This is a genomic window from Pseudomonas sp. SB113 (assembly GCF_040754745.1).
GTDB classification, from domain to species: domain Bacteria; phylum Pseudomonadota; class Gammaproteobacteria; order Pseudomonadales; family Pseudomonadaceae; genus Aquipseudomonas; species Aquipseudomonas grimontii.
Window position 1 is genome coordinate 250,231 of record NZ_JBFMHW010000003.1, and the last position, 14,368, is coordinate 264,598.

Genomic DNA, 14,368 nt, shown 5'->3' on the forward strand with positions numbered 1-14,368 from the left:
TCCCGTCGCTCGGCTTTCCAGCCAGCTAACTCACCGATTCAGGGTTGATTCATGCGCAACGATGCTAAAGACGATTTCGACAACGTTCCCAGCCTGCGGGCCGACCACGGGGATGACGATGATTTCGAACCTTCCCCGGCCACCTCGGTGCGTTCGCGCAACACGCCCGTGGTCAAGGTCAAGGGGCCCAGCACCGGTCCGTTGTGGGCATTGATCGGTGCGCTGTTGATCGCCTTCGCCGGCCTGGCCTGGTGGAGCTTCCAGCAGATCTCCCTGATGGGCCAGCAGTTGGTTGCCACCCAGGAAAGCTTTGCGCGCATCAGCGAAGAAGCGGCGGGGCGCCTGCAGGACATTTCCGGCAAGGTCGTAGCCAGTGAGGCCAGCGTGAACAACGGCAGCGAAGCGCTGAAACTGCAGATCAAACAGCTGGAAAACCAGTTGCTGGAACAGGGCAAGCAGCAGCTCGGCGTTGCCGGCCAGGCCACCGAACTGGACAAGCGCCTGGCACAAATGACGGCTAGCACCACGGAGCTGTCGAGCGCCAATGCCAAGCTGCAAGGCCAGGTGCAAGCCTTGACCGATGCAGTGGCCACCCTGAAGGCGGCGCAGGGCGATGCCGGCAAGCGCGATACCGAGATAAAGGAATTGGTCGCTGATGTTGCCGCCTTGAAAAAACAAGGCAACCCGAGCGCAGCCATCGCCCGACTGGAGCAGGATCTCGTGGTACTTAAAAGCGCGCAGGACAGCCAGCCAGCCAACAGCGATGCGCCGACCAATAAAGAGTTCGACGTGTTCCGCATCCAGACCACCCGCAATATCACCACCTTGCAGAGCCAGGTGCAGAACCTGAATCAGCGCCTCAATGCGCCAGCGGCTGTTACGCCGCTCGGCCAGTAATATTCAGGCCTGTGGCAAGCCCGCTCGCCACAGGCCACCTAAGCGGCTTGAATGTCACCGTCTGGTGACATTTCCCATCTCCTTCGTTACTTGCCCCCACCTCGCCCTTGTTTAGACTCCGGGTCATCACACAAAAAATAATAAGGGCCACCCATGACCACGCAACCACTGCCTGCCAGCAGCTGGCTGAATGCACCTGCCCATCACGCCTGGCTCGCCGCCGAAGGCCAGCGCTTGCTGGCCTTCGCCAAGGCCTCCCGTCTGCCTGAGGGTTTTGGCAACCTCGACGACAAAGGCCAGTTGCCGGTCGATGCCCACGCCGAAACCATGAACACCGCGCGCATGACCCACAGCTTCGCCATGGCCCATGCCATGGGCTTGCCGGGTTATGCCGAGCGGGTGGCGCACGGCGTTGCGGCCCTGAGTGGACCTTTGCGTGATAGCGAACACGGTGGCTGGTTCGCCGCGCCCCAGGCCCTGGACGGCAACACCGGCAAAGCTGCCTACCTGCATGCCTTTGTCGCCCTGGCCGCCAGCTCGGCCGTGGTGGCGGATGCGCCCGGTGCACACACCCTGCTGAACGACGCTATCCATATCATCGACCAGTTCTTCTGGAGCGAAGAGGAAGGTGTGATGCTCGAGTCCTTCGCCCAGGACTGGAGCGGTGTAGAAGCCTATCGCGGCGCCAACAGCAACATGCACGCCACCGAAGCCTTCCTGGCCCTGGCCGATGTCACTTCTGACACGCGTTGGCTGGACCGCGCCCTGCGCATCGTCGAGCGAGTGATTCATACCCACGCCGCCGCCAATCAGTTCATGGTGATCGAGCATTTCGACGCTCAATGGAAACCCCTGCTCGATTACAACGAAGACAACCCCGCCGATGGCTTTCGCCCTTACGGCATCACCCCTGGACACGGGTTTGAGTGGGCGCGGCTGGTACTGCACCTGGAAGCCGCGCGCCTGCAGGCCGGGCTGGCCACGCCGGACTGGCTGCTGAGCGCCGCCAAGGGCCTGTTCGCCAGCGCCTGCGAATATGCCTGGGCCGTGGATGGTGCCCCCGGCATCGTCTACACCCTGGACTGGAACCACCGCCCGGTCGTGCGCGAGCGTCTGCACTGGACCCACGCTGAAGCCAGCGCCGCTGCCCAGGCCTTGCTCAAACGCACGGGTGAGTTGCATTACGAAACCTGGTACCGGCGCTTCTGGGAGTTTTGCGACACCCATTTCATCGACCGTATCCACGGCAGCTGGCACCACGAAATCAGCCCGCACAACCAGCCCAGCAGCAACATCTGGGGTGGCAAGCCGGACCTGTACCATGCCTGGCAAGCGGTGGTGCTGCCTGCACTGCCCCTGGCACCGAGCATGGCCAGCGCTTTAGCCGCTGGGCGCCATGTCACCAACTGGTGACATTTGTGCATCCCTTTGTTACCTGCGCTCGAAAAAACCATGTTTAAACTCCGTGCAGCGCAAGCTCTAGACTTGCATGCATAACAACAAGAAAAGGTATTCAGATGAACGCGATTAATCGCCTCGCCGTAGCTATTTCCGTTGCCTCGTTGTTTCCCCTCAGTGCATTTGCCGCCGACTCCAAAGGGACGGTTGAAGTTGTGCATTGGTGGACCTCAGGTGGCGAAAAGGCGGCTGTAGATGTCCTGAAGGCCCAAGTAGAGAAAGACGGCTTCACCTGGAAAGACGGTGCCGTCGCAGGTGGCGGTGGCGCCACTGCCATGACCGTGTTGAAAAGCCGCGCGGTCGCCGGCAACCCGCCAGGCGTTGCCCAGATCAAAGGCCCCGACATCCAGGAATGGGCGTCCACCGGCCTGCTTGACACCGACGTCCTGAAGTCCGTCGCCAAAGACGAAAAATGGGATTCCCTGCTCGACAAGAAAGTCTCCGACACCGTGAAGTACGACGGTGACTACGTCGCCGTACCGGTCAACATCCACCGCGTGAACTGGCTGTGGATCAACCCGGAAGTCTTCAAGAAAGCCGGTATCACCAAGAACCCAACCACCCTCGAAGAATTCTACGCAGCCGGCGACAAGCTCAAGGCCGCGGGCTTCATTCCGCTCGCCCACGGTGGCCAGCCTTGGCAGGACAGTACCGTCTTCGAAGCGGTCGTCCTGTCGGTAATGGGCGCCGATGGCTACAAGAAAGCCCTGGTCGACCTGGATAACGCTGCGCTGACCGGCCCGGAAATGGTCAAGTCCCTGACCGAGCTGAAGAAAGTCGCGACCTATATGGACGTCGACGGCAAAGGCCAGGACTGGAACCTCGAAGCAGGCAAGGTCATCAACGGCAAGGCCGGCATGCAGATCATGGGTGACTGGGCCAAGTCCGAATGGACCGCCGCCAAGAAAGTCGCCGGCAAAGACTACGAGTGCGTAGCTTTCCCGGGCACCGACAAAGCCTTCACCTACAACATCGACTCCCTGGCGGTGTTCAAGCAGAAAGACAAAGGCACTGCCGCTGGCCAGCAGGACATCGCCAAAGTCGTGCTGGGTGAAAACTTCCAGAAGGTGTTCAGCATCAACAAGGGTTCGATCCCGGTTCGTACCGACATGCTCAATGAAATGGACAAGCTCGGCTTCGACTCCTGCGCCCAGACCGCTGCCAAGGACTTCCTGGCTGACGCCAAGACCGGCGGCCTGCAGCCAAGCATGGCGCACAACATGGCCACCACCCTGGCTGTGCAAGGTGCGTTCTTCGATGTCGTGACCAACTACATCAACGACCCGAAAGCCGACCCGGCCGACACCGCCAAGAAACTCGGCGCTGCGATCAAGTCTGCTAAGTAGGAACTAGCTACAAGCTGCAAGTGACGAGCTGCAAGTAGGCGCGGTATGTCTTCACGCTTGTAGCTCGCCGCTTGTAGCTGCCTTCAGCCTTACTATTGGATTTCCCCATGAGTTCTGTTGCTGTGTTCAGCAAAGCCTCGCCGTTCGATGCACTGCAGCGCTGGCTACCCAAACTGGTGCTGGCGCCCAGCATGTTCATCGTGTTGGTGGGCTTCTACGGCTACATCCTGTGGACGTTTGTGCTCTCGTTCACCACGTCTACGTTCCTGCCGAGCTACAAATGGGCAGGCCTTGCGCAATACGAACGGTTGTTCGACAACGACCGCTGGTGGGTGGCGAGCAAGAACCTGGCGCTTTTCGGCGGGATGTTTATCGGCATCACCTTGGTGATCGGCGTGACGCTGGCGATTTTCCTCGACCAGAAAATCCGTCGCGAAGGCTTTATCCGCACCATTTACCTGTACCCGATGGCGCTCTCGATGATCGTCACCGGTACCGCCTGGAAATGGCTGCTCAACCCGGGCATGGGCCTGGACAAACTCCTGCGTGACTGGGGCTGGGAAGGCTTCCGTCTCGACTGGCTGATCGACCCGGACCGCGTGGTCTATTGCCTGGTGATCGCCGCCGTGTGGCAAGCCTCCGGCTTCATCATGGCGATGTTCCTCGCTGGCCTGCGTGGCGTTGATCAGTCGATCATCCGTGCCGCCCAGATCGACGGCGCGAGCCTGCCGCGCATCTACTGGAGCGTGGTGCTGCCCAGCCTGCGTCCGGTGTTCTTCAGTGCGGTGATGATCCTGGCGCACATTGCGATCAAGAGCTTCGACCTGGTGGCGGCGATGACCGCTGGCGGGCCGGGCTACTCGTCCGATCTGCCTGCGATGTTCATGTACTCGTTCACCTTCAGCCGTGGCCAGATGGGCATGGGCTCGGCCAGTGCAATCCTGATGCTCGGTGCGATCCTCGCGATCATCGTGCCTTACCTCTACTCCGAGCTGAGGACCAAGCGTAATGACTAGTCTCGCTGCCAAACCTGCCATCAGCCTGAGCCGCATCGCGATCTACGCGGTGCTGATCCTTGCGGTGTTGCTGTACCTGGTACCGCTGGTGGTGATGTTGCTCACCAGCTTCAAGACCCCGGAAGACATCAGCACCGGCAACCTGTTGAGCTGGCCGACCGTGGTCAGCGGCATCGGCTGGGTCAAGGCCTGGGACACCGTGGATGGTTACTTCTGGAACTCGATCAAGATCACCGTGCCGGCCGTGCTGATTTCCACCGCCATCGGCGCGTTGAACGGTTATGTGCTGTCGTTCTGGCGCTTCCGTGGTTCGCAGTTGTTCTTCGGTCTGCTGTTGTTCGGCTGCTTCCTGCCGTTCCAGACCGTGCTGCTGCCCGCGTCGTTCACCCTCGGCAAGATGGGCCTGGCCAGCACCACCACTGGCCTGGTGTTTGTGCACGTGGTGTACGGCCTGGCGTTCACCACGCTGTTCTTCCGTAACTACTACGTGAGCATTCCGGATGCGCTGATCAAGGCGGCACGCCTGGACGGTGCCGGTTTCTTCACCATCTTCCGTCAGATCATTCTGCCGATGTCCACGCCGATCATCATGGTCTGCCTGATCTGGCAGTTCACCCAGATCTGGAATGACTTCCTGTTCGGTGTGGTGTTCTCCAGTGGCGACTCCCAGCCCATCACGGTGGCGCTGAACAACCTGGTCAACACCAGCACCGGGGCCAAGGAATATAACGTGGATATGGCGGCGGCGATGATCGCCGGGCTGCCGACCCTGCTGGTCTATGTGATCGCAGGCAAGTATTTCGTGCGCGGCCTGACGGCCGGCGCGGTCAAGGGGTAATCATGGCTACGCTTGAACTTCGCAATGTAAACAAGACCTATGGCGCCGGCCTGCCCGACACCTTGAAGAACATCGAACTGTCGATCAAAGAGGGAGAGTTCCTGATCCTGGTCGGCCCTTCGGGTTGCGGTAAGTCAACGCTGATGAACTGCATCGCCGGCCTTGAGACCATCACCGGCGGCGCGATCATGATCGGTGACCAGGACGTCAGCGGCATGAGCCCCAAGGACCGGGACATCGCCATGGTGTTCCAGTCCTACGCGCTGTACCCGACCATGAGCGTGCGCGAGAACATCGAGTTCGGCCTCAAGATCCGCAAGATGCCCCAGGCCGACATCGACGCCGAAGTGGCGCGCGTGGCCAAGTTGCTGCAGATCGAACACCTGCTTAACCGCAAGCCAGGCCAGCTCTCCGGCGGCCAGCAACAGCGCGTGGCCATGGGCCGGGCCCTGGCGCGTCGGCCGAAGATCTACCTGTTCGACGAACCGCTGTCCAACCTCGACGCCAAGCTGCGCGTCGAGATGCGTACCGAAATGAAGCTGATGCACCAGCGCCTGAAAACCACCACGGTCTACGTGACACACGATCAGATCGAAGCGATGACCCTGGGCGATAAAGTGGCAGTGATGAAGGACGGCATCATCCAACAATTCGGCACTCCGAAAGAAATTTACAACGACCCTGCTAACCTATTTGTGGCAAGCTTTATCGGTTCACCACCGATGAACTTCGTTCCTATGCGCCTAAAACGCAAGGACGGGGTGTTGGTGGCGCTGCTCGACAGCGGCCAGGCGCGTTGCGAATTGCCGCTGGGTATGAACGACGCTGGTCTGGAGGACCGTGATGTGATTCTGGGCCTGCGCCCGGAGCAGATCGTGTTGGCGGTGGGTGAGGGTAATGGCTCATCGAGCATACGTGCCGAGGTCCAGGTCACCGAGCCGACCGGCCCGGACACGCTGGTGTTTGTGCAGCTCAATGACACCAAGGTCTGCTGCCGTTTGGCGCCTGATGTGGCGCCGCAGGTGGGCGAGACCCTGACCCTGCAATTCGATCCATCCAAGGTACTGCTGTTCGACGCCAACACTGGCGAGCGCCTCGGCACTGCTTCTTCATTGCCCGCACAGGGGCATGTGGACAATGTGGCCCAATTCAAAGGTCGCTGAAGTAGATAAGTTGTTGTTTTAGATGAAAAAAGTAACCCGCGTTAGATAAAAACAGTTTAATAACAATAAAGACGAGGATGTAGGGATGAAAAAGCAACACAACAACACCCGGCTGATCTGCCAACTGTCAGCAGTTGCAGCCCTGGTTTTGTCCGCCAATGCGATGGCGGACGAAGCATTCAGCGCCGATTCCAAATGGATGACCGGCGATTGGGGCGGCGAGCGTACCAAGCTGATCGAGCAAGGTATCGATATCAAGGCTGACTACGTAGGGGAAGTGGGCGCCAACCTGCATGGCGGCTACAACGACGACAAGACTGCCCGTTACGCCGACCAGTTTGGCTTGGGCGTAGCGCTGGACCTGCAAAAGCTGTGGGGCTGGGACAACACCCAGGCCAAGATCCAGTTGACCAACCGTAATGGCCAGAACATCTCCAATGACCGCATTGGCGACCCGCGTGCCGGCACGCTCAGCTCGTCACAAGAGGTGTATGGACGCGGCCACATGGTGCGTCTGACCCAACTGTGGATCCAGCACCAGTTCCTCGACGGCAAGCTGGACGTGAAAGCCGGTTACTTCGGTGAAGGCGAAGACTTCAACACCTTCCCCTGCGAGTTCCAGAACCTGACGTTCTGCGGTTCCCAGGTGGGTAACTGGGCAACCAACATCTGGTACAACTGGCCAGTCATGCAGGCCGCGTTGCGCGTGAAGTACCACATCACGCCTGAGCTGTATGCGCAAATCGGTGCCTACAACCAGAACCCATCTCAAACCGAGCATGGCAACGGCTTCAAGCTCAGCGGCAGCGGTACCAAGGGCACCTTATTACCAGTGGAATTGGTCTGGTCGCCGAAGGTCAATGGCCTGCCGGGCGAATACCGTGTGGGTTACTACAAGAGCACGGCCGATGCCAACGACGTTCGTGAGGACGTGAATGGCCAGAACGCCGGCGCTACCGGCGACGCCTTCCGCGTCCGTAGCAGCAAGAGCGGTTACTGGGGCGTCCTGCAACAGCAACTTACTACCCACAATGGCGACGCATCCCGCGGTCTGAACATTGCGGCTAACGTGACCTTTCACGACAAAGACACCAACTTTATCGACAACTACCAGTCGCTGATGTTTGTGTACAAAGGCCCATTTGATGCGCGTCCAAAAGATGACGTCGGCATTGGTTTCGGGCGCATCCATGTCAACGATGATGTGAAGAAAACCGCTGAGTTCGTCAACGCGGCAAATGGCATCAGCGACTATGACAACCCGCTGTACGCGCCACTGCGTACTACCGAGTACAACTACGAAATCAACTATGGCTTCCACGTCACCAACTGGCTGACCGTGCGCCCCAACCTGCAGTACATCACCCACCCAGGTGGTGTTGATCAAGTCGACAACGCCTTGGTTGCCGGTCTGAAAATTCAGTCGGTGTTCTAACGCTGTTGCGATAAGCTCCTTCTCTCTGTGCGCATTTTGCGGGTAGCCATGGCTATCCGCTTTTTTTTGGATGGCACTGTGACGATATTCAGGACCGTGGCACATGCATGAGCAACCGCTGCAACGCTTTTTCAAATCCCTGCGCGAGCGTCCGGTGTTTGCCTGGGAGCGCTTTCAGATGCGCGACGTGTTGGTGATCGACCATCCGCTGTGCCAGGCGGTGTTCAGTCGCCAGGGCGCGCAACTCTTGCATTTTCAACCCCGTGGCCAGAAACCCTGGCTGTGGTGCGCGGCCAAGTGGCCGCAAGTCGGCGCCATCCGTGGCGGCGTGCCGGTGTGCTGGCCGTGGTATGGCCGTCACCCGAGCGAAAACGCCTGGCCGTCCCATGGTTGGGCGCGGTTGATCGACTGGAAACTGCTCGACAGCAGCACCGACCACGACGGCGTGCGCCTGCACTGGCAATTGCAGCTGTGCGACTGGCAGGTCGACCTGCACGCGCACCTGGGCGACACCCTGGAACTGCGCCTTAGCACCGAGCATCAGGACGAGTTGCCGTGCCAGTTGAGCCATGCTTTGCACGCTTACTGGCGTATTGGTCACGTCGATGAGATAGCGCTGTCTGGACTCGACGGAGCACACGGTTACGACCAGCTCAATCGCCAGGCGTGTCAGCAGGAAGGCGAGTTGCGCGTGGACGGCGGGTGCCAGCGGGTGTTCCAGCACGACGGCGAACTGCACCTCAAGGACCACGCCTGGCAGCGTGAACTGTGCATCGACACCGGCGACAGCGCCGACACCGTCGTATGGCATCCCGGCAGCCGGCCGCTGCTGGGCGTGAGCTTCAACGAGGCGTCGGGGTTTGTGTGCGTGGAGTCAGCGATGGCCGGGGCGAGTCTGGCGCCGGGGGAGCGGGCGCATCTCAGTTTGCAGGCGCGGGCTGGGGTTTAGCGGTGTGGTTGATGCCCCGATGAGGCCAGTGAAGCCAACACACAGGCTGGCTTAGTTGAACTCATCCCCAACCGGATACCGGCTGTCATTCAAGCTCTCTTTGATCTTGCGCAAATGCGGCTGGAAATCCACCCCACGGCGCAAGGTCATGCCGGTGGCCAGCACATCCAGCACGGTCAACTGAATGATCCGTGAGGTCATCGGCATATAGATGTCGGTGTCTTCGGGCAGTGGAATGTTCAGGCTTACGGTACTGGCCTTGGCCAGCGGCGAGTTCTCGGCGGTTACGCCCAGCACGGAGGCGCCGTTTCCCCGCGCAATGCGCGCCACTTCCACCAGCTCGCGGGTGCGTCCGGTGTAGGAAATGATCACGAACAGCTCGCCCGTGTGCGCCACCGACGCAATCATGCGCTGCATCAGCACGTCGGCATGGGCGGTGACCGACAGATTGAAACGGAAGAACTTGTGCAAGGCATCCATGGCCACCGGCGCCGAAGCGCCCAGGCCGAAGAAGTGGATTTGCCGCGCCTGGATCAACAGGTCCACGGCCTTGCTGATCAGGGCAGGGTCCAGGGCCTGGCAGGCGGCGTCCAGCGAGGCGATGGCGCTGCCAAAGATCTTCTGGGTGTAGGCCTCGGGGTTATCATCGGCCTCCACGGCGCGGCTGACATACGCTGCGCCACTGGCCAGGCTTTGCGCCAACTGCAATTTAAGTTCAGGGTAACCGCTGACGCCGAACGAACGGCAGAAACGGTTGACCGTCGGTTCACTGACCGAAGCGGCTTGGGCGAGGGCTGCGATAGAGAAGCGGGTCGCCTGCTGCGGGTTGAGCAGGATGACCTCGGCAACTTTTTTCTCGGCCTTGTTCAATTCTTCGAGGCGGTTCCGGATCTGTTCCAGAAGATTTCGCACGCGGTCCATTCAGTCTTTCCTTCGGGCGACGATGCAAATAAGGGTGGCAACCAATCGACGAGTGGCTCTTTGCGGTGGCCTATCCTACTGAGGGTAGCTGAACACCACCACTCGGAATGCGTATTTCGGGAAAATGTTGTGGTTATTACTACATTTTTCCTTGAGTGATGCCTTGAAAAAAGGTATTTGTAGCTTAACTTGATAAAAGAACAAACATCATGCCTTCGATAACCGTAGAACCCTGCACCTTTGCCCTGTTTGGCGCCTTGGGTGATCTGGCGCTGCGCAAGTTATTTCCTGCCCTCTATCAACTCGATGGCGCCGGGCTCCTGCACGACGACACCCGCATCCTGGCCCTGGCCCGGGAAGCCGGCTCCGAGCAGCAACACCTGGCCCATATCGAAAAAGAATTGCGTAAATACGTCGGCAAGGAACTGGACGAGAGCATCGCCCAGCGTTTCCTGGCCCGCCTGACCTATGTACACGTCGACTTCATGAAAGCCGATGACTACGTAGCCCTGGCGGAAAAGGCCGGCAACGAACAACGCCTGATCGCCTACTTTGCCACGCCTGCGTCGGTGTACGGTGCGATCTGCGAGAACCTGTCCAAAGTTGGCCTGGCGGAAAACACCCGCGTCGTGCTGGAAAAACCCATCGGCTCGGACCTGGAATCCTCGCGCAAGGTCAACGATGCCGTGGCGCAGTTTTTCCCGGAAAACCGCACCTACCGCATTGACCACTACCTGGGTAAAGAGACCGTCCAGAACCTGATCGCCCTGCGTTTCGCCAACAGCCTGTTCGAAACCCAGTGGAACCAGAACTACATTTCCCACGTGGAAATCACCGTGGCCGAGCAGGTCGGTATCGAAGGCCGTTGGGGCTATTTCGACAAGGCCGGCCAGCTGCGCGACATGATCCAGAACCACTTGCTGCAGCTGCTTTGCCTGATCGCCATGGACCCGCCGGCCGACCTGTCCGCCGACAGCATCCGTGACGAGAAGGTCAAGGTGCTCAAGGCCCTGGCGCCGATCAGCCCGGATGGCCTTACCACTCAGGTGGTGCGTGGCCAGTACATCGCCGGTTACAGCGCCGGTAAGCCGGTGCCGGGTTACCTGGAAGAAGAGAATTCCAACACCCAGAGCGACACCGAAACCTTCGTCGCCCTGCGGGCCGATATTCGTAACTGGCGTTGGGCCGGGGTGCCGTTCTACCTGCGCACCGGCAAGCGCATGCCGCAGAAGCTGTCGCAGATCGTCATCCACTTCAAGGAACCGTCCCACTACATCTTCGCCCCCGAGCAGCGTTTGCAGATCAGCAACAAACTGATCATCCGCCTGCAGCCGGACGAAGGTATTTCCTTGCGCGTGATGACCAAGGAGCAGGGCCTGGACAAGGGCATGCAACTGCGCAGCGGGCCACTGCAACTGAATTTTTCCGACACCTACCGCAGCGCGCGCATCCCCGATGCCTACGAGCGTTTGCTGTTGGAAGTGATGCGCGGCAATCAGAACCTGTTTGTTCGCAAAGATGAAATCGAAGCCGCGTGGAAGTGGTGTGACCAGTTGATCGCCGGGTGGAAAAAATCCGGTGATGCACCCAAGCCGTATGCGGCGGGGTCCTGGGGGCCGATGAGCTCTATTGCACTGATCACGCGGGATGGGAGGTCTTGGTATGGCGATATCTGAATTGAAACTGCCTCAGGGTGTTACGGCCCATGAGTACCGCACGCCTGCCTTGTTGGCGGACGGCCTGGCCAACGACGTGGCTGAACAACTGCGGGGGGCTATCAGTGCCCGTGGCGAAGCGACCCTGGTCGTGTCCGGCGGCCGCAGCCCCGTGGCGTTTTTCCAGAACCTGGCCAAGCAAGGCCTGGACTGGTCCAAGGTCACCATCACCCTGGCCGATGAGCGCTGGGTGCCGGTGGAACATGCCGACAGCAATGCTGGCCTGTTGAAGCAGCACCTGTTGCAAGGCCCGGCGGCCAAGGCCAGGTTCCTCAGCCTGTACAGCGCCGCCGCCAACCTTGAAGACGCTGCCGAGCACGCCGATCGCCTGCTGGCCGAGTTGCCAGCCATTGATGTGCTGGTGCTGGGCATGGGCGATGACGGCCACACCGCATCGCTGTTTCCCAACAGTCCGAACCTCGCGCAGGCATTGCAGGCCGACGGTACCCGCCGTTGCTGGCCGATGCTGGCGCCGACCGTACCGCACCAGCGCCTGACCATGAGTCGCGCGTTGCTGGCCACGGCCCACTACACCGTGCTGTCGATTTCCGGCAGTTCGAAGTTGACCACCTTGAGCGCCGCGCTGGCCAGTAACGACGTTGCTGCCATGCCGATTCGCGCGTTTTTGCAACCTACTTTAGAGATTTACTGGTGCCCATGAGCCAAGGATCAGCCGCTATGAAAAGCCCTCAACCGACCGTGTCCATGGCGGATAAAGTTGCCCTGATCGACAGCCTCTGTGCCAAGGCGCGGATATTGCCGGTGATCACCATCGCCCGCGAACAGGACATCCTGCCGCTGGCCGATGCACTGGCCGCCGGTGGTTTGACCGCCTTGGAAGTGACCCTGCGTTCCGAGTTCGGCCTCAAGGCCATTCAGGTTCTGCGCGAGCAGCGCCCAGAACTGTGCACCGGCGCTGGCACCGTACTCGACCGTCACATGCTCGAAGCGGCGGAAGTCGCCGGTTCGCAATTTATCGTCACTCCCGGCATTACCCGCGACCTGCTGGAAGCCTCGGTACACAGCCCGATCCCGCTGCTGCCAGGCATCAGCAACGCCTCCGGCATCATGGAAGGCTATGGCCTGGGTTACCGCCGCTTCAAGCTGTTCCCGGCTGAAGTCAGCGGCGGCGTTGCTGCCATCAAGGCCTTGGGCGGTCCGTTCGGCGAAGTGAAATTCTGCCCGACCGGCGGCGTTGGCCCGGCCAATATCAAGAGCTACATGGCGTTGAAAAACGTGATGTGCGTGGGTGGTAGCTGGATGCTTGACCCGGAGTGGGTCAAGAACGGCGACTGGGCCCGCATCCAGGAAGTCACCGCGCAGGCGCTGGCGCTGCTGGATTGATCTGATTCACCGAATCGTTGTTGCTGTGCTTAACGGCATTTTTGCGGTGCACTTGGTCGGTGTACCGCTTTTTTTTGCCTAAAGAACTTCCCCATCCCCCGGGCCGTTGTGGGCCAGTTCGGTAATGGCTTTTGCCAGTAGCTGAATGTCCACCGCAGAGGTGACCAACCCCGGCGTCACCCGAATACAGGTGCCAAACGCCGCGCCAACTCGGGTAGTGGCAAACAAGTCGTAGTCCTTGAGCAACCGATCCACCATCGCTTGCTGGTCCTGCCCCGTAAACTTGAACGCCGTAATCCCGCAATACAGCCGTGGATCATCCGGCGTCAGCACCTCGATGCCCGGTAATGCCCGCACCTGTTTTACCCACACGTCGCGCAAATAGTTCACCCGCGCTCCCTTGGCAGCAGCGCCGCCCATGGCGCGATGTTCTTCAAATACCAGTGGCAAGGTCATCAGTGCCGGAAAGTTGGGGGTGCTGTACGACGTACGCGCACGCACGTCGGTGGCGGGGTAGTGGAACTCGCCCATGTCCGGATCAATGTCCGCCAGGCGCTCGGGGGCAATATAGAGAAACCCCAGGGTCAGCGGCGCGCCGATCCATTTGTGCAGGTTGAACCCGGCGAACTGAATGCCCAGTTCGGCGAGGTTGAACTCGATCTGGCCCAGTGCATGGGCGCCGTCGAGGATCACGTCGATATCGTGCTCACGCGCAGCCTTGGCGATGGCCTCGACAGGCATCACCAGGCCGGTGCGGTGGGTCACATGGGTGAGTGCCATCAGCTTGAGGCGCGGGTACTGGGTGAACGTATCGCGATAGGTCTGCAACAGGCTGTCGAAACTGGCCGGGTGAGTGTGGGACAGTTCGATCACTTCCACACCGCGAACCCCCGCCAACCAGCGCATCGCACCTTTGACCGTGTCGTACTCCAGGTCGCTGATCAGCACCTGATCGCCGGGTTGCAGGCAGTTGTAGTTGCGGATCAGCGACTGCAAGGCTTCGGTGGCGTTGCGGGTGAAGGCTACCGATTCGGGGTCGACGTCGATCAGTCCGGCCAGTTGGCGACGGATCGCGACGTTTTCACCTTGCTCGAAGCGCTGGCGCACATACAGCGAGTTGCTGCGGTTGATAAACGCCACGTGTTCCAGGTACTGCGCCTGCACTTCGCGGCTCATACGCCCGAAGTAGCCGTTCTCCAAATTGATCGGGCCGGGTTCCAGCGCATAGCGCTGGGCGATGGCCTGCCAGTGAGGTTCGTTATCAGCATTCCTTGGCATGGCGAGTC

Annotated in this window: 13 protein-coding genes; 11 read left to right on the plus strand and 2 right to left on the minus strand. The window is 60.1% G+C overall.

What is annotated here, in order from left to right; all coding sequences use genetic code 11:
- The first annotated feature begins 51 nt into the window (after positions 1 to 51).
- From AB1462_RS05810 to AB1462_RS05845, 8 genes are all read left to right on the plus strand, one after another.
- Positions 52 to 897, plus strand: coding sequence for an ATPase (locus AB1462_RS05810; protein WP_259191376.1), 846 nt, complete (start codon positions 52 to 54; stop codon positions 895 to 897).
- Between the two features lie 153 nt (positions 898 to 1,050).
- Positions 1,051 to 2,310 (plus strand): AGE family epimerase/isomerase, encoded by a 1,260-nt coding sequence (locus AB1462_RS05815; RefSeq protein WP_367246339.1) that lies wholly within the window; start codon positions 1,051 to 1,053, stop codon positions 2,308 to 2,310.
- 104 nt (positions 2,311 to 2,414) lie between these two features.
- On the plus strand, positions 2,415 to 3,701 hold the full coding sequence (locus AB1462_RS05820; protein ID WP_090400519.1) for an ABC transporter substrate-binding protein: 1,287 nt from the start codon (positions 2,415 to 2,417) through the stop codon (positions 3,699 to 3,701).
- Between the two features lie 107 nt (positions 3,702 to 3,808).
- A complete protein-coding gene (locus AB1462_RS05825; protein WP_003175732.1) occupies positions 3,809 to 4,717 on the plus strand; it encodes a carbohydrate ABC transporter permease in 909 nt (302 codons plus the stop codon).
- On the plus strand, positions 4,710 to 5,555 hold the full coding sequence (locus AB1462_RS05830) for a carbohydrate ABC transporter permease (RefSeq protein ID WP_065949393.1): 846 nt from the start codon (positions 4,710 to 4,712) through the stop codon (positions 5,553 to 5,555). The genes AB1462_RS05825 and AB1462_RS05830 overlap by 8 nt, the downstream gene beginning before the upstream one ends.
- A 2-nt stretch (positions 5,556 to 5,557) precedes the next feature.
- Positions 5,558 to 6,718 (plus strand): ABC transporter ATP-binding protein, encoded by a 1,161-nt coding sequence (locus tag AB1462_RS05835; protein WP_259191370.1) that lies wholly within the window; start codon positions 5,558 to 5,560, stop codon positions 6,716 to 6,718.
- A gap of 85 nt (positions 6,719 to 6,803) precedes the next feature.
- Complete coding sequence (locus AB1462_RS05840) at positions 6,804 to 8,153, plus strand: carbohydrate porin (RefSeq protein WP_367246342.1); 1,350 nt, start codon at positions 6,804 to 6,806, stop codon at positions 8,151 to 8,153.
- A 103-nt stretch (positions 8,154 to 8,256) separates the two neighbouring features.
- A complete protein-coding gene (locus AB1462_RS05845) occupies positions 8,257 to 9,102 on the plus strand; it encodes a D-hexose-6-phosphate mutarotase (protein ID WP_090400516.1) in 846 nt (281 codons plus the stop codon).
- Between the two features lie 51 nt (positions 9,103 to 9,153).
- Here AB1462_RS05845 and AB1462_RS05850 read toward each other — a convergent pair whose 3' ends face one another.
- Positions 9,154 to 10,014 carry a MurR/RpiR family transcriptional regulator gene (locus AB1462_RS05850; protein WP_186731546.1) on the minus strand — a complete coding sequence of 287 codons (861 nt, stop codon included), beginning with the start codon at positions 10,012 to 10,014 and terminating at the stop codon, positions 9,154 to 9,156.
- Positions 10,015 to 10,232: 218 nt separating this feature from the next.
- Here AB1462_RS05850 and zwf point away from each other — a divergent pair, with 218 nt between their 5' ends.
- Genes zwf through AB1462_RS05865 form a run of 3 tightly spaced genes read left to right on the plus strand, consistent with a single transcriptional unit; the run spans position 10,233 to position 13,082 of the window.
- A complete protein-coding gene (gene zwf, locus AB1462_RS05855; RefSeq protein ID WP_259191363.1) occupies positions 10,233 to 11,699 on the plus strand; it encodes a glucose-6-phosphate dehydrogenase in 1,467 nt (488 codons plus the stop codon).
- The gene (gene pgl, locus AB1462_RS05860; RefSeq protein ID WP_090400513.1) at positions 11,686 to 12,399 is read left to right on the plus strand and encodes a 6-phosphogluconolactonase; all 714 of its coding nucleotides are present in this window, start codon (positions 11,686 to 11,688) and stop codon (positions 12,397 to 12,399) included. Before zwf ends, pgl begins: the two co-directional genes overlap by 14 nt.
- Before the next feature lie 17 nt (positions 12,400 to 12,416).
- A complete protein-coding gene (locus tag AB1462_RS05865; protein WP_026067364.1) occupies positions 12,417 to 13,082 on the plus strand; it encodes a bifunctional 4-hydroxy-2-oxoglutarate aldolase/2-dehydro-3-deoxy-phosphogluconate aldolase in 666 nt (221 codons plus the stop codon).
- 78 nt (positions 13,083 to 13,160) lie between these two features.
- On the opposite strand, the gene AB1462_RS05870 is transcribed toward AB1462_RS05865, so the two are convergent.
- Positions 13,161 to 14,360: an aminotransferase class V-fold PLP-dependent enzyme gene (locus AB1462_RS05870; RefSeq protein ID WP_367246343.1), complete on the minus strand. Its 1,200-nt coding sequence runs from the start codon at positions 14,358 to 14,360 to the stop codon at positions 13,161 to 13,163.
- Between the last annotated feature and the right edge of the window lie 8 nt (positions 14,361 to 14,368).

Bases quoted from the DNA above. Each gene is read 5' to 3' on its own strand.
- AB1462_RS05830 (WP_065949393.1), top strand. From the start codon at position 4,710: ATGACTAGTCTCGCTGCCAAACCTGCCATCAGCCTGAGCCGCATCGCG.
- AB1462_RS05825 (WP_003175732.1), top strand. From the start codon at position 3,809: ATGAGTTCTGTTGCTGTGTTCAGCAAAGCCTCGCCGTTCGATGCACTG.
- AB1462_RS05845 (WP_090400516.1), top strand. From the start codon at position 8,257: ATGCATGAGCAACCGCTGCAACGCTTTTTCAAATCCCTGCGCGAGCGT.
- pgl (WP_090400513.1), top strand. From the start codon at position 11,686: ATGGCGATATCTGAATTGAAACTGCCTCAGGGTGTTACGGCCCATGAG.
- AB1462_RS05810 (WP_259191376.1), top strand. From the start codon at position 52: ATGCGCAACGATGCTAAAGACGATTTCGACAACGTTCCCAGCCTGCGG.
- zwf (WP_259191363.1), top strand. From the start codon at position 10,233: ATGCCTTCGATAACCGTAGAACCCTGCACCTTTGCCCTGTTTGGCGCC.
- AB1462_RS05870 (WP_367246343.1), bottom strand. From the start codon at position 14,360: ATGCCAAGGAATGCTGATAACGAACCTCACTGGCAGGCCATCGCCCAG.
- AB1462_RS05820 (WP_090400519.1), top strand. From the start codon at position 2,415: ATGAACGCGATTAATCGCCTCGCCGTAGCTATTTCCGTTGCCTCGTTG.
- AB1462_RS05835 (WP_259191370.1), top strand. From the start codon at position 5,558: ATGGCTACGCTTGAACTTCGCAATGTAAACAAGACCTATGGCGCCGGC.
- AB1462_RS05865 (WP_026067364.1), top strand. From the start codon at position 12,417: ATGAAAAGCCCTCAACCGACCGTGTCCATGGCGGATAAAGTTGCCCTG.
- AB1462_RS05815 (WP_367246339.1), top strand. From the start codon at position 1,051: ATGACCACGCAACCACTGCCTGCCAGCAGCTGGCTGAATGCACCTGCC.
- AB1462_RS05840 (WP_367246342.1), top strand. From the start codon at position 6,804: ATGAAAAAGCAACACAACAACACCCGGCTGATCTGCCAACTGTCAGCA.